This is a genomic window from Demequina silvatica, from assembly GCF_000971215.1.
In the GTDB taxonomy this organism is placed as follows: domain Bacteria; phylum Actinomycetota; class Actinomycetes; order Actinomycetales; family Demequinaceae; genus Demequina; species Demequina silvatica.
This window is the reverse complement of sequence record NZ_BBMA01000013.1, coordinates 1-19,114: the sequence shown is the minus strand read 5'-3', so window position 1 is coordinate 19,114 and position 19,114 is coordinate 1. Positions and strand designations below refer to the sequence as shown.

General features: G+C 72.2%; 19 protein-coding genes. 6 read left to right on the top strand and 13 right to left on the bottom strand.

Annotated features, from left to right (window positions below; all coding sequences use genetic code 11):
- Positions 1–543 precede the first annotated feature (543 nt).
- Genes tyrS through AOM05_RS13790 form a run of 3 tightly spaced genes read right to left on the bottom strand, consistent with a single transcriptional unit; the run spans position 544 to position 3,612 of the window.
- The gene (tyrS, locus tag AOM05_RS13800; RefSeq protein ID WP_062523235.1) at positions 544–1,809 is read right to left on the bottom strand and encodes a tyrosine--tRNA ligase; all 1,266 of its coding nucleotides are present in this window, start codon (positions 1,807–1,809) and stop codon (positions 544–546) included.
- On the bottom strand, positions 1,806–3,029 hold the full coding sequence (locus AOM05_RS13795) for an MFS transporter (protein WP_062523233.1): 1,224 nt from the start codon (positions 3,027–3,029) through the stop codon (positions 1,806–1,808). Before AOM05_RS13795 ends, tyrS begins: the two co-directional genes overlap by 4 nt.
- Before the next feature lie 25 nt (positions 3,030–3,054).
- Positions 3,055–3,612 carry a nucleoside/nucleotide kinase family protein gene (locus tag AOM05_RS13790; protein ID WP_062523232.1) on the bottom strand — a complete coding sequence of 186 codons (558 nt, stop codon included), beginning with the start codon at positions 3,610–3,612 and terminating at the stop codon, positions 3,055–3,057.
- Between the two features lie 22 nt (positions 3,613–3,634).
- Between AOM05_RS13790 and AOM05_RS13785 the strand changes: the two genes are divergently transcribed.
- Positions 3,635–4,102, top strand: a complete 468-nt coding sequence (locus tag AOM05_RS13785) for a YbaK/EbsC family protein (RefSeq protein WP_062523230.1) — start codon at positions 3,635–3,637, stop codon at positions 4,100–4,102.
- Here the strand turns inward: AOM05_RS13785 and AOM05_RS13780 are convergent.
- The 9 genes from AOM05_RS13780 to argC all read right to left on the bottom strand — a co-directional run bounded on the left by AOM05_RS13780 (position 4,099) and on the right by argC (position 14,405).
- Complete coding sequence (locus AOM05_RS13780; protein WP_062523228.1) at positions 4,099–5,874, bottom strand: FG-GAP-like repeat-containing protein; 1,776 nt, start codon at positions 5,872–5,874, stop codon at positions 4,099–4,101. The genes AOM05_RS13785 and AOM05_RS13780 overlap by 4 nt on opposite strands.
- A gap of 70 nt (positions 5,875–5,944) precedes the next feature.
- Positions 5,945–7,369 carry an argininosuccinate lyase gene (gene argH, locus AOM05_RS13775; protein WP_062523226.1) on the bottom strand — a complete coding sequence of 475 codons (1,425 nt, stop codon included), beginning with the start codon at positions 7,367–7,369 and terminating at the stop codon, positions 5,945–5,947.
- 71 nt (positions 7,370–7,440) lie between these two features.
- Positions 7,441–8,643, bottom strand: coding sequence for an argininosuccinate synthase (locus tag AOM05_RS13770; protein ID WP_062523225.1), 1,203 nt, complete (start codon positions 8,641–8,643; stop codon positions 7,441–7,443).
- Between the two features lie 25 nt (positions 8,644–8,668).
- Positions 8,669–9,160: an arginine repressor gene (gene argR / locus AOM05_RS13765; RefSeq protein ID WP_156165207.1), complete on the bottom strand. Its 492-nt coding sequence runs from the start codon at positions 9,158–9,160 to the stop codon at positions 8,669–8,671.
- A complete protein-coding gene (gene argF, locus AOM05_RS13760) occupies positions 9,157–10,086 on the bottom strand; it encodes an ornithine carbamoyltransferase (protein ID WP_062523222.1) in 930 nt (309 codons plus the stop codon). The genes argR and argF overlap by 4 nt, the downstream gene beginning before the upstream one ends.
- The gene (locus tag AOM05_RS13755) at positions 10,083–11,312 is read right to left on the bottom strand and encodes an acetylornithine transaminase (RefSeq protein WP_062523220.1); all 1,230 of its coding nucleotides are present in this window, start codon (positions 11,310–11,312) and stop codon (positions 10,083–10,085) included. Before AOM05_RS13755 ends, argF begins: the two co-directional genes overlap by 4 nt.
- On the bottom strand, positions 11,309–12,211 hold the full coding sequence (gene argB / locus AOM05_RS13750; protein WP_062523218.1) for an acetylglutamate kinase: 903 nt from the start codon (positions 12,209–12,211) through the stop codon (positions 11,309–11,311). The genes AOM05_RS13755 and argB overlap by 4 nt, the downstream gene beginning before the upstream one ends.
- Positions 12,208–13,365 carry a bifunctional glutamate N-acetyltransferase/amino-acid acetyltransferase ArgJ gene (gene argJ / locus AOM05_RS13745; RefSeq protein ID WP_062523216.1) on the bottom strand — a complete coding sequence of 386 codons (1,158 nt, stop codon included), beginning with the start codon at positions 13,363–13,365 and terminating at the stop codon, positions 12,208–12,210. Before argJ ends, argB begins: the two co-directional genes overlap by 4 nt.
- Positions 13,362–14,405 (bottom strand): N-acetyl-gamma-glutamyl-phosphate reductase, encoded by a 1,044-nt coding sequence (gene argC / locus AOM05_RS13740; protein WP_228373318.1) that lies wholly within the window; start codon positions 14,403–14,405, stop codon positions 13,362–13,364. The genes argJ and argC overlap by 4 nt, the downstream gene beginning before the upstream one ends.
- A 52-nt stretch (positions 14,406–14,457) precedes the next feature.
- On the opposite strand from argC, the gene AOM05_RS13735 reads away from it, so the two are divergent.
- Both AOM05_RS13735 and AOM05_RS13730 read left to right on the top strand, forming a co-directional pair.
- Positions 14,458–15,438 carry a quinone oxidoreductase family protein gene (locus AOM05_RS13735; protein WP_062523212.1) on the top strand — a complete coding sequence of 327 codons (981 nt, stop codon included), beginning with the start codon at positions 14,458–14,460 and terminating at the stop codon, positions 15,436–15,438.
- Between the two features lie 38 nt (positions 15,439–15,476).
- On the top strand, positions 15,477–15,977 hold the full coding sequence (locus AOM05_RS13730; RefSeq protein WP_062523210.1) for a GNAT family N-acetyltransferase: 501 nt from the start codon (positions 15,477–15,479) through the stop codon (positions 15,975–15,977).
- A 3-nt stretch (positions 15,978–15,980) separates the two neighbouring features.
- Here the strand turns inward: AOM05_RS13730 and AOM05_RS13725 are convergent, their stop codons facing one another.
- The gene (locus AOM05_RS13725; RefSeq protein ID WP_156165206.1) at positions 15,981–16,637 is read right to left on the bottom strand and encodes a DUF8548 family protein; all 657 of its coding nucleotides are present in this window, start codon (positions 16,635–16,637) and stop codon (positions 15,981–15,983) included.
- 102 nt (positions 16,638–16,739) lie between these two features.
- Between AOM05_RS13725 and AOM05_RS13720 the strand changes: the two genes are divergently transcribed.
- Genes AOM05_RS13720 through AOM05_RS13715 form a run of 3 tightly spaced genes read left to right on the top strand, consistent with a single transcriptional unit; the run spans position 16,740 to position 19,004 of the window.
- Positions 16,740–17,771, top strand: coding sequence for an NAD-dependent epimerase/dehydratase family protein (locus AOM05_RS13720; protein WP_062523206.1), 1,032 nt, complete (start codon positions 16,740–16,742; stop codon positions 17,769–17,771).
- A gap of 50 nt (positions 17,772–17,821) precedes the next feature.
- Positions 17,822–17,980, top strand: coding sequence for a hypothetical protein (locus AOM05_RS14340; protein WP_228373317.1), 159 nt, complete (start codon positions 17,822–17,824; stop codon positions 17,978–17,980).
- Positions 17,981–18,014: 34 nt separating this feature from the next.
- Positions 18,015–19,004, top strand: coding sequence for a zinc-binding alcohol dehydrogenase family protein (locus AOM05_RS13715; protein WP_062523204.1), 990 nt, complete (start codon positions 18,015–18,017; stop codon positions 19,002–19,004).
- Positions 19,005–19,114: the final 110 nt, after the last annotated feature.

The window sequence follows — 19,114 nt, the reverse complement described above, 5'->3', positions numbered from 1 at the left end:
CGAACCCGGCATACAACATTACAGAGTACGTCCCCCAAAAGAGAACAATTTAATCTCCAGCATCAAAAACAACTGACATGTTGTCTTCGTTACCAAAGGAATCCAAACACCCCTGAAACCAGGGATGCCCGGGTATTTGGCATCGACATGTGGCACACTGTTGAGTTCTCAAGTTTCGGACGCGCACCGCCTCGATCACCATCAGTGACCTCGCTCGGGGCAACCCTTCTAACTTACTCTCTTCGATTATCACTGTCAAATCGGCTTTTCCGGCCTGATCTTCCAGATGATCAACGTCTGAGAGCTCGTCGATGATCCTTCGAGTGGTGCGGGACCTGTGGTCCGCCGCTTCCATCGGATCGTGCTGCGTTCGGGGCGTCTCCTGCAGGTCCTTGTTCAGTCCCTGCCTGGCGTCTCCGTCGTCGGCAACGGGTTAAACATTAGGGGCTGCCGGTCACCGCGGTCAAATCGCGCGGATCCCGGGCGTGTCGCGAGCATCCGCGCTGGTAGACAACGCTTTCGCCCGCGACAACAGCGCCGGTGTCAGGCCGCCGGCCTCACGATTCCCACGGACTTCTTCCCGCGGCGCACCACGGTCCAGCCGCCGGCCAACGCGTGGTCCGGGCCCAGCACCAGCTCCGGATTGTCCACGCGCTCGTTGTTCACGTACGCGCCGCCCTCCTGGACGGCGCGCCGCGCCGCGGACTTCGAGTCGACGATCCCGGAGGCCACCAGCGCATCGGTGACCGTCGCGCCCGCCTCGAGCTCCACTCCCCCGAGCTCCTGCGCGCAGCCTGACAAGGTCGCAGCGTCGAGTGTCGTGAGCTCACCCCGACCGAAGAGCGCCTGGGACGCGTCCACCGCCCCCTGCGCCGCATCGTCCCCATGGACCAGCGAGGTGACCTCCCAGGCCAGGGTGCGCTGCCCCTCGCGACGGAACGGCTCCTCGGCGACCTTGACCTCGAGCGCCTCGATCTCGGCACGCGTCAGGAAGGTGAAGATCTTGAGGAAGCGGACCACGTCCGCATCGTCGGTGTTGATCCAGAACTGGTAGAAGGCGTACGGGCTCATCATGTCCGGGGCGAGCCAGACGGCGCCGCCCTCGGTCTTGCCGAACTTGGTGCCGTCGGCCCTGGTGATGAGCGGCGTGGTCATCGCGTGCACGCTCTCGCCCTCGGCCTTGCGGATCAGCTCGACGCCGGACAGCAGGTTCCCCCACTGGTCGTTGCCGCCGGTCTGCAGCGTGCAGCCGTGGCGGCGGTACAGCTCGAGGAAGTCGTTGCCCTGGAGCACCTGGTAGCTGAACTCGGTGTAGGAGATGCCCTCGTCCGAGTTGAGACGGCGCGCGACGGTGTCCTTCGCGATCATAGTGCCGAGCCGGAAGTGCTTGCCGATCTCGCGCAGCAGGTCGATCGCGCTGAGCTCGCCCGTCCAGTCGAGGTTGTTCACCATGACCGCGGCGTTGTCGCCCTCGAAGGACAGGAAGCGGGAGATCTGGCCGCGCAGGCGGTCGACCCACTCCGCGACGGTCTCCTTGGTGTTGAGCACCCGCTCGCCCGACATCCGCGGGTCGCCGATCATGCCGGTCGCCCCGCCCACGAGCGGATGGACCCGGTGCCCCGCGAGCTGGAGGTGACGCAGCAGCACCAGCTGGACCAGGTGGCCGTGGTGCAGGCTCGGCGCGGTGGGGTCGAATCCGCAGTACATCGCGATCGGGCCCGCGTCGAGAGCCGCACGCAGCTCGTCCTCACCGGTGGTTTGGGAGATCAGCCCGCGCCAGGCGAGCTCGTCGAGGATGTGCTCAGTCATGATGGCGCCATTGTGCCAGCACGCGCGCGCACGACGAGCGCGAGCGGCACCGCCAGCATCGCGATCGCCGCGCCCCCGAGCGCGAGCCCCGCGTAGCCGGCCTGGACGGTCACCACGCCGGCGAGCCCCGCGCCCGAGGCGCCGGCGAGCGTGGTGAGCGCGTCGGCGCGTCCCTGCAGCCGTGGCCGGAGGTCGACAGGGGTGCGCGTCGCGAGCACGGCGGAGCCGGCGACCATCGCGAGGCTCCAGCCGACGCCCAGCAGCACCAGCGCCACCGAGATAGGCCCGAGCGAGCCGCCGCCCGCCGCCGCGACCGCCCCGGCGGCCGCGAGCACCACCCCGGACGCCGCGCCCACCGGCGCCGGTCCCCACCGGTCCACGAGCCATCCGGATAGCGGCGACGGCACGTACATCGCCGCGACGTGCCACGCGATCACCGCCCCGACCGCGCCGATTCCGTGCGCGTGCGCGGTCAGGTGCACCGGGGTCATCGTCATGACGGCCACCATCACCGCCTGCCCGATCACCATGAGGCCGATCCCCGCGGCGACGGGCACGCGCCAGGGTCCCGGCGCGACGGCGGGGGACGATGCGGCGGTCGCCTCCGCGGCGAGCGCGCGGGAGGTCAGGAGCGGGTCGGGTCGCAGCAGCGCCGCGAGCACGGCCGCCCCGAGCGCGTACGCCACGCCCGCGACGACGAAGGGCCCGAGCAGCGGGTTCAGGCCCCACCCCGCGACGGTCTCGCCGCTCCACCGCGCGGACACCGGTCCGAGCACGGCGCCCGCCGTGGTCGCCATCAGCACCACCGCCATCGCGGTCGCGCGCCGGTGCGCGGGCGCGAGGTCCGCGCCCGCGAAGCGCGCCTGCAGGTTCGCCGCGGACCCGGCGCCGTAGACCAGGAAGGACGCGAGCAGCAGCGGGACGGAACCCGCCTGCCCGGCCAGCACGATCCCGAGCGCCCCCACCGCCCCGGCGCTGTAGCCGGCCGCCAGGCCCACGCGCCGCCCCCGCCGGTCGGACATGCGCGCGATCGCCAGCGCTGAGAGGGAGGCGCCCACGGTCATCACCACGGCGGGGATGCCCGCCGCGGCGGCTGAGGACCACACCTCGGTGGCGAGCAGCGCGCCCACCGTGATGCCGGCGGCGAGCCCGAATCCGGACAGCACCTGCGCGGATGAGACGACGATCAGGGTGCGGCGCTGGACCGCGTGCGGGTTCACGTGGACACCTTGCCACGCCGGGCCGTCACTCCGGCACGGGCTCCGCCCCGTCGATGATCCATCCCGCGGCATCGCGCGTGCCCTCGCGCGCGAGATGCCGGTCCTCGGCGATGTGCCAGCGCTCCCACTCGGCCCGCATGCCCTCCCCGTCGCGCGCGATGCCGCGCTCCAGTCGCAGCGCCCACGGCGCCTCCACATAGATGAGGGACGATGCGCGGGCCCGGGCCGCGCGGGAGGCGACGCCGACGCCTTCGATCACCAGCGCATCGTCCACCGGCACCTCGAGGCGCTCGGCGCGCGCGGACGCGTGCCAGTCCCAGCGGCGGAAGCCGCCGGGCCGTCCCTCCGCGAGCGGCGCGAGGACCTGATCGAGGACCTGATCGAGCATGGAGAGGCCCGTCCAGCCCTCGTACATGTCGTCGCCGTGGAGCACCTGCGCTCCGAGCGCGGACCCGAGCCTGCCCGCGAGGGTGGTCTTCCCCGAGCCCGCGGGACCGTCGATCAGGACCAGCCGCGTCCGGCCCAGCCGCGGGGGCTCCGCGAGCACGCCGGCGACGAGGTCGCGGACCCTGGGATTCGGCATCGGCCCAGGATACGGTGGCCGCATGCACCCCACGAGCGCGAAGATCATGGACCTGCTCGCGGCGCGCGGCCTGCACTCGCAGGTGCGCACGCTGACCGACTCGACGCGCACGGCGGCGGAGGCGGCCGCGGCCCTGGGCTGCGAGGTGGGCGCGATCGCGTCGAGCCTGGTGTTCCTCGCCGACGGCGCCCCGATCCTGGTGCTCACCAGCGGCTCCCACCGCGTGGACACGGACCTGCTCGCGGACCAGATCGGCGCGCGGGTCATCGCGCGCGCGGACGCCGCGGCGGTGCGCGCCGCGACCGGTCAGCCGATCGGCGGCGTCGCACCCGTGGGCCATCCCGCCCCCGTGCCCACGTACATCGACGTGGAGCTGAAGAAGCACGGCGAGCTGTGGGCCGCCGCGGGCACGCCGCACTCGGTGTTCGAGATCTCCTACGACGACCTGGTGAGCCTCACCGGCGCCGCCGAGGTCGCCGTCGAGTCCTAGGACTCGAGCGGGATCCGGCCGCTCGCGGCGACGCGCACGAAGTCCTGGAACACCGTGGTGCCCACCTTCGCGCCCGCCTTGCCGCGCACCAGCTGCCAGCCGTTGCCCGTGCCCGCGGCGGCGCCCGTGAACCACAGGACGTCGTCGGCGCGGCCGTCGAAGTCGCCGTAGGCGAAGTGCGCGGACGCCGGGGTGAGGGCCAGGTTGGCGGCGCGGTTGAACGCGAAGAACACCTTGTCGCCCACCGTGGTGTCGCGGCGCCCCAGCGCGATCTGCCAGCCGTTGTCGTCGCCGGTGGCGGTGCCCTCCTCGCCGGTGAACCACAGCACGTCGTCCGTGCCGTTGCCGTTGAAGTCGCCCACCGCGATCTCCGCGGTCGACGGAGTGAGCGCGTTGTTCTTCACGCGGAAGAACTCGCGCATGGTCATCGCGCCGTCGGGGGCCGCGGGGGCTCCGAGCGCGAGCTGCCAGCCGCTGCCGGCGCCCTTCGCGCCGGTGAACCACAGCACGTCGTCCGCGCCGTCCGCGTTGAAGTCGCCCAGCTCGAGCTCCGCGTTGGCGGGCGTGAGCGCGCTGGCCTTGACCGTGCGGAAGCTGTCGAAGGACCGCGCCCCCGCGGCGCTGTCCTGGCCGCCCCTGGCGAGCTTCCAGCCCGAGGACTCGGATCCGGTGAAGCGCAGCACGTCGTCGGAGCCGTCGCCGTCGAAGTCGCCGACCATGAGGTGCGCGTTCTTGGGGGTGAGCGCGCTGTTCTTGACGCGGCGGAAGTCGCCCAGCTCGGGTTCGCCCACCGCGTCGGACTGGCCGCCGCTCGCGAGCCGCCAGCCGCCGCCGGTGCCCGTCTTCGAGCCCACGCGGCCGGTGAAGCGCAGCAGGTCGTCGATGCCGTCCCCGTCGAAGTCGCCCACCGCGACCTGCGCGGTCTCGGGGGTGACGGCGCTGTTGAGCACGCGGTGGAACGCGCCGAAAGCGCCGTTCTCCTGGCCGCCGCGCGCGAGCTGCCAACCGTAGCCGGTGCCTGTGTCGGAGCCCTTGCGACCCGTGAACCACAGGACGTCGTCGATTCCGTCGCCGTCGAAGTCGCCGTACACGTGATGCGCGCTGGCGACGGGGTCCTGGCTCAGGCCGCCCTGGCCGCTCAGCTTGCCGAACTCGGGCTTGAGCCGGAAGTAGCCCAGGATCGTGTCCTCGTTGATGGTCGAGTACGCCGGCTTCTTGTTGAACGTGGTCGCCTCGTACTTCTTGCCCGTGCCGTCGATCAGCGCCACGTGGTAGACGTCCCACCACTTCCCGGTCGACGGGTCGAGGTACTCCTTCTGGCCCGTGGTGGTGGAGCGGACGCCGTAGAACACCACGTCGCCTGGAAGCGGCGTCACGCCCGCCGCGAGCTTCTCGAAGCGTCCGATCTGCGAGGACGTCCCGCCCGTGCCCAGGTCGATGCCCGCCCGCGAGTACGCGTACCGGACCAGCGCGGAGCAGTCCATGTAGCCGTCGACCCAGGTGATCTTCGCGTCCGGGTCGCCGGTGATGGTCTTCGCGGTGGGCCCGGGCCCCGCGGTGGAGTGCCCGAAGCCCATCTTGGGGCCGTAGCCGATCGCGCGGTCCACCACGTACTTGGCGCCCGCGACGATCGCGGCGCGCGAGCCGGACACCACCGCCGGCTGCGCGGCCTCCGCCGGCGTCGCGCTCACGGAGAGCCCGACGGCGGTGAGCACCACCAGCAGCGCGGCAGCGGCGCGCGAGCGCAGACGAGCGGTGGTGGAGGACGTCACGCCACCCTCATCGGCGCGGGGCGTCCCCATGTTGAGCCCTGGAGCCCCGGTCGCATGGCTAGCAGGCGCTTCAGGCCGTGGTCCAGGGCCGGAAGTGGCGGACGCGGGCGCGCGCCGCCTTCCCCTGCTCGATCACCCTGGCCGGCGCGGTGCCGCCCACCCCGTCGCGCGCGGCGAGGGAACCGGGCACCGTGAGCACCTCGAGCACCCCGGGGGTGAGCTCGGGGTGGATCGCGGCCATCTCCTCGGGCGTGAGCTCGTGAAGCTCCTTGCCGCGCTTCTCGCACAGCCGCACGCACGCGCCCGCGACCTCGTGGGCCTCGCGGAACGGCGTGCCGTTCTTCACCATCCACTCGGCGATGTCGGTGGCGAGCGAGAAGCCCGCGGGGGCGAGCTCCGCGAGGCGCTCGGTGCGGAACACGAGCGTCCGCACCATGCCGGTGAACGCGGGCAGGATCACCTCGAGCGTGTCGACCGCGTCGAACACGGGCTCGTGGACCTCCTGGATGTCGCGGTTGTACGCGAGCGGGAGGCCCTTGAGCGTCGCGAGGAGTCCCGTGAGGTCGCCGATGAGGCGGCCCGCCTTGCCGCGCGCGAGCTCCGCGATGTCGGGGTTCTTCTTCTGCGGCATGATGCTCGAACCCGTCGAGTACGAGTCGTCGAGCGCGACGAATCCGAACTCGACGGTCGCCCACGCGATGATCTCCTCGGAGATCCGCGACAGGTCCACGCCGATCATGGCGGCGACCCACGCGAACTCGGCGACCACGTCGCGCGACGCGGTGGCGTCGATCGAGTTCTCGCACGGGCCCAGGAAGCCGAGCTCCTCCGCGACGGCGGCCGGGTCGAGGCCGAGCGTGTTGCCCGCGAGCGCGCCGGCGCCGTACGGGGAGAACGCGGCGCGCGCGTCCCAGTCGGTGAGGCGCTCGACGTCGCGCAGCAGCGGCCACGCGTGCGCCATCAGCGCGTGCCCGAGGGTGACGGGCTGCGCGTGCTGGAAGTGGGTGCGCCCCGGCATGGGGGCGTCGAGGTGGCGGTCGGCCTGGCCGAGCAGCGCGTCGACCAGGTCGAGCAGCTCCGCCGCGATGAGGCGCGCGTGACGGCGCAGGTACATGCGCGGCAGGGTGGCGATCTGGTCGTTGCGCGAACGGCCGGCGCGGAGCTTGCCGCCCAGGTCGGTCCCCACCCGCTCGATGAGGACCCTCTCGAGCGCCCCGTGCACGTCCTCGTCGGACTCGGCGGGCAGCAGCGTCCCCGCGGCGACGTCGGTGCGCATCCCCTCGAGGGACGCGGTCATCTCGGCGCTCTCCGCTGCCGTGAGCAGGCCGGCCCGCTCGAGCGCGTGGGCGTGGGCGATCGAACCGCGCAGGTCGTCGTCCGCGTAGCGCCAGTCGAAGTGCGTCGACTTCGACAGGCGCGCGAGCGCCGCATCCGGTCCGCCCTCGAAGCGCCCGCCCCAGAGCGCGCCCTCGTTGGTGCCCTGCTCCCCTGCCATCACTGCTCCCTGCTGCTCAGATGTGGAGGCGGCCGCGCCCGGTCCGGACGCGGCCGCCGACTACGACGACCCTAGAGGCCCAGGCGCGCCTCGCGCGCGGCCGCCTGCTTGGCCGCGAGGCCGTAGATCTCGATGAAGCCGCGCGCCGCGGACTGGTCGAACGTGTCGCCCTCGTCGTAGGTCGCGAGGTTGAAGTCGTACAGACCGGTGTCCGAGCGACGGCCCGTGACCACGGCCTTGCCGCCGTGCATCACCATGCGGATGTCGCCGTTGACGTGGCGCTGCGTGTCCTCGATGAACGCGTCGAGCGCGCCCTTGAGCGGCGAGTTCCACATGCCGTCGTAGACCAGCTCGGTCCACTCGTCGGAGATGCGGCGCTTGTAGCGCGCGAGCTCGCGCTCGACGGTGACGTTCTCGAGCTCGCGGTGGGCCTCGATGAGAGCGATCGCGCCGGGGGCCTCGTAGATCTCGCGGCTCTTGATGCCCACCAGGCGGTCCTCGACGATGTCGATGCGGCCGATCCCCTGCGCGCCGGCGCGACGGTTCATCTCCTCGATGGCCTGCAGCGGGGTGACCTTCTGGCCGTCGATGGCGACGGGGATGCCCTGCTCGAACGTGATGACCACCTCGTCGGGGACCGGCGGGAATGCCGGGTCGTCGGTGTAGTCGTAGATGTCCTTGGTGGGCGCGTTCCAGATGTCCTCGAGGAAGCCGGTCTCGACGGCGCGGCCCCACACGTTCTGGTCGATCGAGAACGGGTTCTTCTTGGTGGTCGCGATGGGCAGGTTGTTGCGCTCGGCGTAGTCGATCGCCTTGTCGCGGGTAAGCGCGAGGTCGCGCACGGGCGCGATGCACTTGAGGTCGGGCGCCATCGACACGATGCCGACCTCGAAGCGCACCTGGTCGTTGCCCTTGCCGGTGCAGCCGTGCGCCATGGTGGTCGCGCCGAACTGGCGGGCGGCCGTGACGATGTGCTTGACGATCACGGGCCGCGACAGCGCCGAGACCAGCGGGTACTTGTCGTGGTACAGCGCGTTCGCCTTGAGGGCGGGCATGCAGTACTCCTCGGCGAACTCGTCGCGGGCGTCCGCGACGTAGGCCTCGACGGCGCCGCAGTCGAGGGCGCGCTGGCGGATCACCTCGAGGTCCTCGCCGCCCTGGCCGACGTCGACCGCCACCGCGATGACCTCCGCGCCGGTCGCCTCCGCGATCCAGCCGATGGCGACGGAGGTGTCGAGGCCTCCCGAGTAGGCCAGGACGATGCGCTCTGCCATGGTTCTTCTTCCTTACGTTGGGGTTTCAGTGGGTCAGACCGCTCGCGCGGTCGAGGAACTTCTGCGCCAGGCGTTCGCCGCCGACGGGGTCTGCCGCGATGACGATGATGGTGTCATCGCCGGCGACGGTGCCCAGCAGGTCCGGGTCGTCGTGCGAGTCGATCGCCATGGCGAGGAACTGCGCGGCGCCTTCGGGGGTGCGCAGCACGGTGAGGTTGGCGCTGCCGGCGGCGGAGTGCAGCAGCTCGGCGCACAGCCGGTTGAGCCGCGCGCCGGTGTCCTCGATGGACTCGAGAATCGCCTGCGTCGCGTAGGTGAGGCGGCCGTCCGCGTTGCGGACCTTGATGGCACCGATCTCGACCAGGTCGCGGGACAGCGTCGCCTGCGTCGCGTGCAGGCCCTGCTGCTCGAGCATCGCGGCGAGCTGGGTCTGCGACTCCACCGCCGCGGTCTCGATGAGCTGGCGCACCAGGGCCTGGCGCGCCGCCTTGGTCTGCGGGACCGCGTGGCTGCTCATCGCGAGGCCAGCCAGGTGAGCAGCGCCTTCTGGGCGTGCAGGCGGTACTCCGCCTCGAGCCACACGATGGACTGGGGTCCGTCGATGACCTCGGCGGTGATCTCCTTGCCGCGGTAGGCGGGCAGGCAGTGGAGCACCTGGGCGCCGGGGTTGGCGATCGCGAGCGACGCCGCGTTGACCTGGTAGCCGCCGAAGACGGTGGCGCGGGCCGCGTACTCGTCCTCGTCGCCCATCGACACCCAGGTGTCGGTGGCGATGACGTCCGCCCCGGCCACCGCATCGTCCATCTCGGTGGTCACCGTGATGGAGCCGCCCTGCTCGGCGGCGATGCGCTTGGCGTCGAGGATGATCCGCTCGTCGGGCATGTACTCGACGGGCGCGCCGACGCGGACGTGCATGCCGGCGAGCGCGCCGCCGAGGAGGTAGGAGTGCGCCATGTTGTTGGCGCCGTCGCCCACGTAGGCCAGGGACAGCCCGGCGAGGGCGTCCACTCCCCCGCGCGCGTCGGCGACGGCGGCGAGGTCGGCGAGGATCTGGCACGGGTGGAAGCTGTCGGTGAGCGCGTTGACCACGGGCTTCGAGGAATGCGCGGCCATCTCCTCGATGAGCTCCTGGCCGAACGTGCGCCACACGATCGCGCTCACCATCGACTCGAGCACGCGCGCGGTGTCCGCGACCGGCTCGCCGCGGCCCAGCTGCGAGGTCGCCGAGTCGATCACCAGCGGATACCCGCCGAGCTCAGCGACGCCGGTCGAGAAGGACACGCGGGTGCGCGTCGACGGCTTGTCGAAGATGATCGCGACCGCCTGCGGGCCCGCGAAGGGCTGGTGCAGGTGGCGGTCCTGGCGGAACGCGAGGGCGAGCTCGAGGATCTCGCGCTGCTCGGCGGCGGTGATGTCGTCGTCGCGCAGGAAGTGGCGGGTCATGCGGTGCCTTCCGTGATGATGCGGGAGCCGGGGCCGGCCATCCACTCGATGAAGAGGTCGGCCTCGGCCGTGCTCAGCGTGAGGGCCGGGACCAGGCGGATCGTGTCGGGCGAGGGCGGGTTGATGATGAACCCGGCGTCGACGGCGGCGGCCGCGACGGCGGCGCTGGCCGGGGCGGCGAGCCCGATGCCGAGCATGAGCCCCTCGCCGCGCACCTCGACCACCCCGGGAACGTCCGCGAGGGCGGACCGCAGGTGCTCCCCGACCGCCTTGACGTTGTCGAGCAGGCCGTCCGCCTCGATGACGTCGAGCGTCGCGAGCGCGGCGGCGCACGCGAGCGCGTTGCCGCCGAACGTGCTGCCGTGGTCGCCCTTGCCCAGCAGCGCGCCGGCGCGCTCGCCGAACGCGACCACGGCGCCGATCGGGAAGCCGCCGCCCAGGCCCTTCGCGAGGGTCATGACGTCGGGCTGGATGCCGTGGAGCTGGTGCGCGAACCAGGCACCCGTGCGCGCGACGCCCGTCTGGACCTCGTCGAGGATGAGCAGCGCGCCGTGGCGCAGCGTGAGCGCGCGGGCTGCCTCGAGGTACGCGTGGGTGACGGGGCGCACGCCGGTCTCGCCCTGGATGGGCTCGAGGATCACGCCCCCGAGGTCCTCCCCCGCGTCCGCGACGGCGGCCTCGAGGGCGTCGACGTCGTTGAGCGGCACGAACACGACGCGCTCGAGCAGCGGCGCGAACGGCGCGCGCAGCGCCTCCTTGTGGGTCATCGACAGGGCGCCCATGGAACGGCCGTGGAAGCCGCCCTCGAGCGCGATCACCGTGCCGCCGACCTTGCGGGACATCTTGAACGCGGCCTCGTTGGCCTCGGTGCCGGAGTTGGCGAAGAAGACGCGCGATCCCGCGGGCGCCTGCGCGAGCTCGAGCAGGCGCTCGGCGAGCCGGATCTGCGGCTCGGTGGCGAAGAAGTTGGAGGCCTGGGCGAGCGTCGACGCCTGGGCGGCGATGGCCGCGACCCACGCGGGGTGCGCGTGGCCGAGCGCGTTGACGGCGATGCCGCCCAGCAGATCGAGATACCGGTTGCCGTCGGCGTCCCACACCCAGGACCCCTCGCCGCGCGCGAGGACGCGCAGCGGCGTGCCGAACGTGCCCATGACGGCGTGCTCGTAGCGCTGGGTGTCGACGCGGCCGCGCTCGAGGCCGGCCTCCCCGTGGCTGGTCAGGCTCATACCCAGACCTCCTTGTCCTGCATCACCATCGTGCCGAAGCCGGCGGAGGTGAACACCTCCGCGAGGATCGAGTGGGCCTCGCGGCCGTCGATCACGTGGGCCTGCGGCACCCCTCCGCGGACGGCGCGCAGGCATGCCTCCATCTTGGGTCGCATGCCGGACTCCAGCGAGGGCAGCATCTGCTCGAGGTGGGTCGCGCTGATCTCGGAGATGAGCGAGTCGCGGTTCGGCCAGTCCGAGTAGAGCCCCTCGACGTCGGTGAGGACGATGAGCTTGCGCGCACGCAGCGCCACGGCCACCGCCGCCGCGGCCGTGTCCGCGTTGACGTTGAGGACCGTGGTCGGGTCGTCGACGTCGGGCGCGACGGTGCTCACCACGGGGATGCGACCGGCCTCGATGATGTCGACGATCGCGCCGGGGTTGACCTTGACCACGTCCCCGACGAGGCCCACGTCGACGGCCTCGCCGTCGACTACCGCGTGGCGGCGCTTGGCCTGCAGCATGCCCGCGTCCTCGCCCGACAGCCCGACGGCGTAGGGGCCGTGGTCGTTGATGAGGCCCACGAGCTCGCGCGAGACCTGACCGGTCAGGACCATGCGGACCACGTCCATCGCCTCGGGCGTGGTGACCCGCAGGCCGCCGCGGAACTCGGACTCGATGCCGAGCTTGCCGAGCATGTCGGAGATCTGGGGGCCGCCGCCGTGCACCACGACGGGGTGCAGGCCGAGCAGGCGCAGGTGCACGATGTCCTGCGCGAACGAGCGCTTGAGCGACTCGTCGATCATGGCGTTGCCGCCGTACTTGATCACCACGGTGGCGCCGCGGAACTGCTCGATCCAGGGCATGGCGTCGATGAGGACGCCCACCTTCTGCTGGGGGGTGAGATCTGCAGGATTCATGAGGAGTACGCGCTGTTCTCGTGGACGTAGTCGTGGGTGAGGTCGTTGGTCCAGACGGTCGCCTCGGCGTCGCCGGCGTGGAGGTCGAGGACGATGCGCACCTCGCGTCCGCTGAGGTCGACCCCTTCGCGCGGGTCGCCGACGCCGGACGCGCGGCACACCTGGACGCCGTTGATGGTGACGTCGAGGGTGGTCGGGTCGAACGGCGCGACCTCCTCGGGGACGGTGCCCGCCGCGGAGATGATGCGGCCCCAGTTCGGGTCCTGGCCGAAGATCGCGGCCTTGAACAGGTTGGACCGGGTGATCGCGCGGGCCACGGCCTCGGCCGCGTCCTCGGTGGTGGCGTTCACCACGCGCACGGCGATGTCGTGCGACGCGCCCTCCGCGTCGGCTACCAGGCCGCGGGCCAGGTCCGCGCACACGGCCAGGAGGGCCTCCTCGAAGTCGGCCCCGGGGACGATGCGGGACGCACCGCTCGCGAGCAGGAGGACCGTGTCGTTGGTGGACATGCAGCCGTCGGAGTCGACGCGGTTGAAGGTCGCCTTGGTCGCGGCCTCCAGGGCGGCCTGGGCGCGCGCCGGGTCCACGGCGGCGTCGGTGGTGATGACGCACAGCATGGTCGCGAGGCCCGGTGCGAGCATGCCCGCGCCCTTGGCCATGCCGCCCACGGTCCAGCCGTCGCCGCCGGCGACGGCCTCCTTGGGGACGGTGTCGGTGGTCATGATGGCGAGCGCGGCATCGGGGCCACCCTCGGCGGCCAACCCGGCCACCGCATCGTCCACCCCTGCCAGCAGCCTCTCGAGCGGGAGACGCACGCCGATGAGCCCGGTCGAGCAGACCGCGACGTCGCCGGCGGAGACGCCGAGCGCCGCGGCGGCGTGCTCGGCGGTGCGGTGGGTGTCGAGGAAGCCCTCGGGGCCGGTCGCGGCGTTGGCGCCGCCCGAGTTGAGGACCACGGCGTCGACGCGGCCGTCGGCGAGCACCTGGCGGGTCCAGGTGACGGGCGCCGCGACCACGCGGTTCGAGGTGAGGACCCCGGCGGCCACGTGCGAGGGCCCGTGGTTGAGGACCACGGCGACGTCGCGCTTGCCGGTGGACTTGAGGCCGGCGGCGACGCCCGCCGCGACGAATCCCTGGGCTGCGGTGACGCTCACGGTGCTACTCCGATGGTGCTGAGCCCGGTGGTCTCGGGGAGGCCGAGGGCGACGTTCATGGACTGGAGGGCGGCGCCGGCGGTGCCCTTGACGAGGTTGTCGATCGCGGCGACGACCACGACGCGCCGCGCCTTGCCGTCGACCGCCACCTGCATCAGCGCGGTGTTGGCGCCGAGCGTCGCGGCGGTGGTGGGCCACTGGCCCTCGGGCAGGAGGTGCACGAACGGCTCGTCGGCGTACGCCTCCTCCCAGGCGGAGCGGACGGCCTCGACGCTGCCGCGCAGGGGCGCGGTCACGGTCGCGAGGATGCCGCGCGCCATGGGGACCAGGGTCGGGGTGAAGGAGATCCGCGCCTCGGATGCCCCGGCGGACTCGAGGTTCTGGAGGATCTCCGGGATGTGGCGGTGGGAGCCGCCCACCGCGTAGGGCTGCGCGTTGCCGAGCGCCTCCGAGGCCAGGTACGGGAGCGCGAGCTTCTTGCCGGCTCCCGAGTAGCCGTTGGCGAGGACGGCGACGATGTCGGTCGGGTCCACCACCCCGGCGGCGACGCCGGGCTGGAGCGCGAGCGTGACGGCGGTGACGTTGCAGCCGGGCACCGCGATCCGCGTGGCGCCGGGAAGCGCGTCGCGCTGGCGGCCTCCGGGGGTGATGAGCTCGGGCATGCCGTAGGGCCAGGTGCCGGCGTGCTCGCCGCCGTAGTACTCGCCCCAGGCCTCGGCGCTCACGAGCCGGTGGTCCGCGCCGCAGTCGATGACGAGCGTCTCGGGCGGCAGCTGGGCGGCGATCTCCGCGGAGGAGCCGTGAGGCAGCGCCAGCACCACGACGTCGTGGCCCGCGAGGTTCTCAGGGGTGGTGTCGACGATCACTCGCTCGGCGAGGTGTCGCAGGTGGGGCTGGTGCACGCCGAGCGCGTCGCCCGCGCTCGAGTGCGCCGTGAGGGCGCCGAACTCCACCTCGGGGTGGGCGGAGAACACGCGCAGGACCTCGCCGCCGACGTAGCCGGAGGCGCCGGAGACCGCCACACTGATGCTCATATGCATAACCATACATGGCCATGCATGCAACCGCGATGCACCACGTACCATGCGTGTTGTGAGAGCGATCCAGGTGACGCGGCCCGGCGGTCCGGAGGTGCTCGAGCTGGTCGAGCTCGAGCGTCCGGTGGCCACGCCCGGGCACGTGGTGGTGCGGGTCGAGGCCGCCGGCGTCAACTACATCGACACGTATCAGCGCTCGGGCGTCTACCCGATGGACCTGCCGTTCGTGCCCGGCAAGGAGGGCGCGGGACAGATCGTCGAGGTGGGCGAGGGCGTCGAGGACTTCGTCGAGGGCGAGGGCGTCGCGTGGGCCTTCACGCAGGGCTCGTACGCCGAGTACATCCGCGTCCCCGTGACCGACCTCTACCGCGTGCCCGAGGACGTCGAGCTGGACATGGCCGCGGCGACGCTGCTCCAGGGGCTCACCGCTCACTACCTGGTGACGTCCTCCCATCCGGTGATGCCGGGCGAGACCGTGCTGGTGCATGCGGCGGCGGGCGGCGTGGGCCTGCTGCTCACGCAGCTCGCGGTCGCGCGCGGCGCGACGGTGATCGGCACGGTCGGCTCCGAGCAGAAGGAGCGGATCGCGATGCAGGCGGGCGTGTCCCACGTGCTGCGCTACGACCTCATGGACGACGTCGCCCACGACCTTCCCGCGGCGGTCCGCGCGATCGCGCCCGAGGGCGTCGAGGCCGTCTACGACGGCGTGGGCCGGACCACCTTCGACGCGTCGCTCGCGTCGCTCAAGCGGCGGGGAGCCATGGTGCTGTTCGGCGCGGCCTCGGGTCCGGTGGAGCCGGTGGACCCGCAGCGGCTCAACTCCGCCGGGTCCGTGGTGCTGAGCCGGCCCACGCTCGCGGACTTCACCGCGGACGCCGAGGAGCGGGAGTGGCGCGCGAGCGACATCTTCCACGGGATCCTGCTGGGCGACCTCAGCGTGAGGATCGACCACGGCTACTCGTTGGATGAGGCCGCGGAGGCCCACCGCGCCCTCGAGTCGCGGCGCACGTCGGGCAAGCTGCTGCTCCACCCGTAGGACACATTCCCGACACATCGACCAGGCACAATGTGCCCATGCAGACCCTGCGACTCCGCGTGATGCGGCCCGCCGACATCCCGGCGGTCGCCGCCCTCAACGCGGGCGCGTCCCCTGCCGTCAACCTCCTCGCCGAGCACGAGCTCACCGCGCTGCACGCGATGTGCGACGTCGCGCTGGTCGCCACCGACCGCGACCGCAACATCACGGCGTTCCTGCTGAGCCTGGGCATGGGTCAGGCGTACGAGTCGGAGAACTACCGCTGGTTCGAGGAGCGCGGGGTGCGTCACCAGTACATCGACAGGATCGTGGTGGCGCCGTCGGCGAAGGGCACCGGCGTGGGCCGGGCGCTGTACGAGTCGGTGTTCGAGCGGGCGCGCGAGCGGGGCGCGACGGAGGTCACCACCGAGGTGCAGCTGGACCCGCCGAACCCGGGCTCGGTCGCCTTCCACGAGCACCTGGGCTTCCAGCGGGTCGCGGAGCAGCACACGCGCGGCGGCACGGTGCACGTGGCGCTGCTGGCGCGCACGGTCTACTAGCGGCTACTTGACCGCGACCATCCCGGCCGCGCGCTGCTCGGCGACCTGGTGGAGGCCGTAGCTGAGCACCCGCTCCTCGGACGCCAGCCGGTGCGCGGTGAGCCTGATGAGCTCCCCCACGCCGGCGCGGTCGAGCTCGGCACCGGGCTCCCCCAGCGCCTCCTTGACCAGCTCCACCACGTCGTCGGTGGGCGGGATGGGCGCGTGGACCATGAACGCGATCGAGGCCCACGTGCCGGGGCCCAGCCCGCGGACGGCGAGCAGCAGGGTCCGGATCTCGTCGGTGCGCGAGCGGATCGCGTCCTGCAGATCCAGCCCGGTGCGGATCCCCGCGTGCGACAGGAGGCGCGCGGACTCGTGGATGACGTCGGCGCGGCGGCGCGGCACGCCCAGCACGGTCGAGTCGCCCCACCGGTCGCCGAGCACCCGCCGCAGGTCGACGGGGTCGATCGCCGCGAGGTCGACCAGGTTGTCGAGGCTGCTGCCCGGACGGCGGCGCATCACGGAATCGGCGATGTCCGCGACGGACTGCGCGGGCAGCTGCGCGGCGAACACGCCCGTGATCAGGGCAAGCTCGCTCTGCGCGGGATAACCCCACGGCGCGGCGTCCCTCCAGCCGGCCGGGAGGATCCCCCCGAGCGCCGCCCTCAGATTCGGCACCAGGACCTCCATGCGCTCACGGTACTCCCGGGGGTGTCCGCGCGGCACCCCTGCAAAACGGACATTTCACACGACTTTTGCGCGGGGCCCTAGGCTCGGAGGATGCGCATCCTCATCGTCGGAGGCACCGGCCTCATCTCGTCCGAGCTGGCGACCCAGGCCGCCGCCGCGGGCCACGAGCTCACCCTGGTCACCCGCGGCCGTTCGCCGCTCGCCGCTCCCCCGGGCACCCGCGCCGTCCACGCGGACGCGACCGACGCATCGTCCCTCCGCGACGCCCTCCACGGGATGCGGCTGCGCGGCGAGCGCTTCGACTCGGTGGTGCAGTTCATCGCCTTCACGCCGGAGCACGTGGCGGCGGACGTCGAGACCTTCGCGCCGCTCACCGACCAGTACGTGCTCGTCGCGACCTCCGCGGCATACAAGACCTACGACCGCCTCCACGTCCTCACGGAGGACACGCCGCAGGAGAACCCGCACTGGGAGTACGCGCGGCTCAAGGCGGAGTGCGAGGCGGTGCTGCGCGGCTCCGCGATCCCGTGGACGGTGGTGCGGCCGGCGCACACCTATGGCGCGTCGAAGATCCCGGGCTACACCGGCAACTCCTCTCATCCGTGGACGCTGGTGGACCGCATGCGGCGCGGCGCAGACATCGTCATCCCTGGCGACGGCACGTCGCTGTGGACGCTCACCCACGCGCGGGACGTGGCGGCGGGCATGCTCGGCCTCCTGGGGAACGATGCGGCGTTCGGGCGGGCGGTCCACGTCACCTCGGACGAGGCGCTCACCTGGCGTGGCATCCACGCCGCGATCGCTCGGGCGGCGGGCCTGTCCGACGAGGCGTTCGCGGCGCAGGCGGTATGCGTCCCCTCCGATGCGCTGGTGGCGGCGTCCCCCTCCTCCGCAGGGGGGATCTACGGCGACAAGATGCACGCCGCCGTGTACGACACGTCCACGCTGCGGAGCCTGGTCCCCGGCTGGGAGGCGCGCGTGCCGTTCGAGCAGGGCATCGCGGAGGCGATCGCGTGGTTCGAGGCGGACCCGGCTCGGCAGACGCTGGACGAGGCGGCGAACGCCATGCTCGACCGGGTCGCGCGGATCTACCGTGACGCGCTCGCGGAGGTCGCACGCTGAAGGACCCCGACGTCGCGCTTCCCCTGGCGATCGCCTCCGTCGCGCTGGGGGTGATCGGGCTGACCGTGCCCCTGCTCGCATGGGTGGCGCTGCTGCTCGCGGTCGTGGGCTACGTGCTCAACGCGGGCCACGCTCCCACCCGGGTGTGCGCGATCGTGGGCGCGGCCTTCGCGCTGGTGGGGATCGTGAGCGGGCTGGTCGGGGGCTGATCGGCGTACTGTCGAAGGGCGAGAGAGGAGCGCCATGCACGCCATCGCCGCCTTCGCGGGCCTCCCGATCGAGCGCCACGAGGCGCTCGTCGACGTCGAGCTGCCCATGCCGGACCACGGCCCTCGCGATCTGCTCATCCGGGTGGAGGCGGTGTCCGTCAACCCGGTGGACGTGAAGGTGCGGGTCTCGCGGTCGACGCCGGACAGCCCGAGGATCCTCGGGTACGACGGCGCGGGCGTGGTCGAGGCCGTGGGCGCGGAGGCCACGGGCTTCGCCCCCGGCGACGAGGTCTGGTGGGCGGGCGACATCTCGCGCGCCGGATCGAATGCCGAGTATCAGGCCGTCGATCACCGGATAGTTGCCCACAAGCCGTCGACGTGGACCTTCGCGGAGGCCGCCGCGCTCCCGCTGACCGCGCTCACCGCACTCGAGGCCTTCCGCGACCACCTGCGCCTGGGCTCCCACTCCGAGGGCACTCTGCTGGTGGTCGGGGGCGCGGGCGGGGTCGGGTCGGCCGCGATCCAGCTCGCGAAGGCCACCACAGGTCTCCGGGTGATCGCCACCGCGAGCCGGGAGGCGTCCACCGAGTGGGCGAGCGACCTGGGCGCCGACGCGGTGGTCGACCACCGCGACCTCGAGGCGGCGGTCCGCGAGGTCGCTCCCGACGGGGTGGACCACATCCTGTCCGCGTTCACGCCCGGCAACATCGCCGCCTTCGCCGCGCTGGGGCGTCCGTTCACGGGCGTGGTCGCCATCGACGGCGGCTTCGAGGACGTCGCTCCGCTCAAGTCGAAGTCCATGTCGCTCCACCTCGAGTACATGTTCGCGCGGGCGCTTCACGACGCCGCCGACCTCCACGTCCAGGGCGAGTACCTGGCCGAGGTCGCGCACCTCGCCGAGCGCGGGCTGGTCCGCACCACCGCCACCGAGTACCTCGAGGACTTCACCGCGTCCCACCTGCGCGAGGCGCACCGCCGCGTCGAGTCCCAGTCGATGATCGGCAAGGTGGTGGTCCACCGCTGATCCCGTCCGCGGGCGGAGCTCTCCCCTGGTCATGCGGCGTCGGGTTCGGCGTGGTGGGTGGACGGGTCGTCGAGTTCGAGGCGTGCGAGGCCGCCTTGGATGGGAGTACG

Excerpts from the sequence above, each read along its gene's own strand:
- tyrS (WP_062523235.1), bottom strand. The coding sequence starts at position 1,809 with ATGACTGAGCACATCCTCGACGAGCTCGCCTGGCGCGGGCTGATCTCC.
- AOM05_RS13790 (WP_062523232.1), bottom strand. The coding sequence starts at position 3,612 with ATGCCGAATCCCAGGGTCCGCGACCTCGTCGCCGGCGTGCTCGCGGAG.
- AOM05_RS13785 (WP_062523230.1), top strand. The coding sequence starts at position 3,635 with ATGCACCCCACGAGCGCGAAGATCATGGACCTGCTCGCGGCGCGCGGC.
- argH (WP_062523226.1), bottom strand. The coding sequence starts at position 7,369 with ATGGCAGGGGAGCAGGGCACCAACGAGGGCGCGCTCTGGGGCGGGCGC.
- AOM05_RS13770 (WP_062523225.1), bottom strand. The coding sequence starts at position 8,643 with ATGGCAGAGCGCATCGTCCTGGCCTACTCGGGAGGCCTCGACACCTCC.
- argR (WP_156165207.1), bottom strand. The coding sequence starts at position 9,160 with ATGAGCAGCCACGCGGTCCCGCAGACCAAGGCGGCGCGCCAGGCCCTG.
- argF (WP_062523222.1), bottom strand. The coding sequence starts at position 10,086 with ATGACCCGCCACTTCCTGCGCGACGACGACATCACCGCCGCCGAGCAG.
- AOM05_RS13755 (WP_062523220.1), bottom strand. The coding sequence starts at position 11,312 with ATGAGCCTGACCAGCCACGGGGAGGCCGGCCTCGAGCGCGGCCGCGTC.
- argB (WP_062523218.1), bottom strand. The coding sequence starts at position 12,211 with ATGAATCCTGCAGATCTCACCCCCCAGCAGAAGGTGGGCGTCCTCATC.
- argC (WP_228373318.1), bottom strand. The coding sequence starts at position 14,405 with ATGCATATGAGCATCAGTGTGGCGGTCTCCGGCGCCTCCGGCTACGTC.
- AOM05_RS13730 (WP_062523210.1), top strand. The coding sequence starts at position 15,477 with ATGCAGACCCTGCGACTCCGCGTGATGCGGCCCGCCGACATCCCGGCG.
- AOM05_RS13720 (WP_062523206.1), top strand. The coding sequence starts at position 16,740 with ATGCGCATCCTCATCGTCGGAGGCACCGGCCTCATCTCGTCCGAGCTG.
- AOM05_RS13715 (WP_062523204.1), top strand. The coding sequence starts at position 18,015 with ATGCACGCCATCGCCGCCTTCGCGGGCCTCCCGATCGAGCGCCACGAG.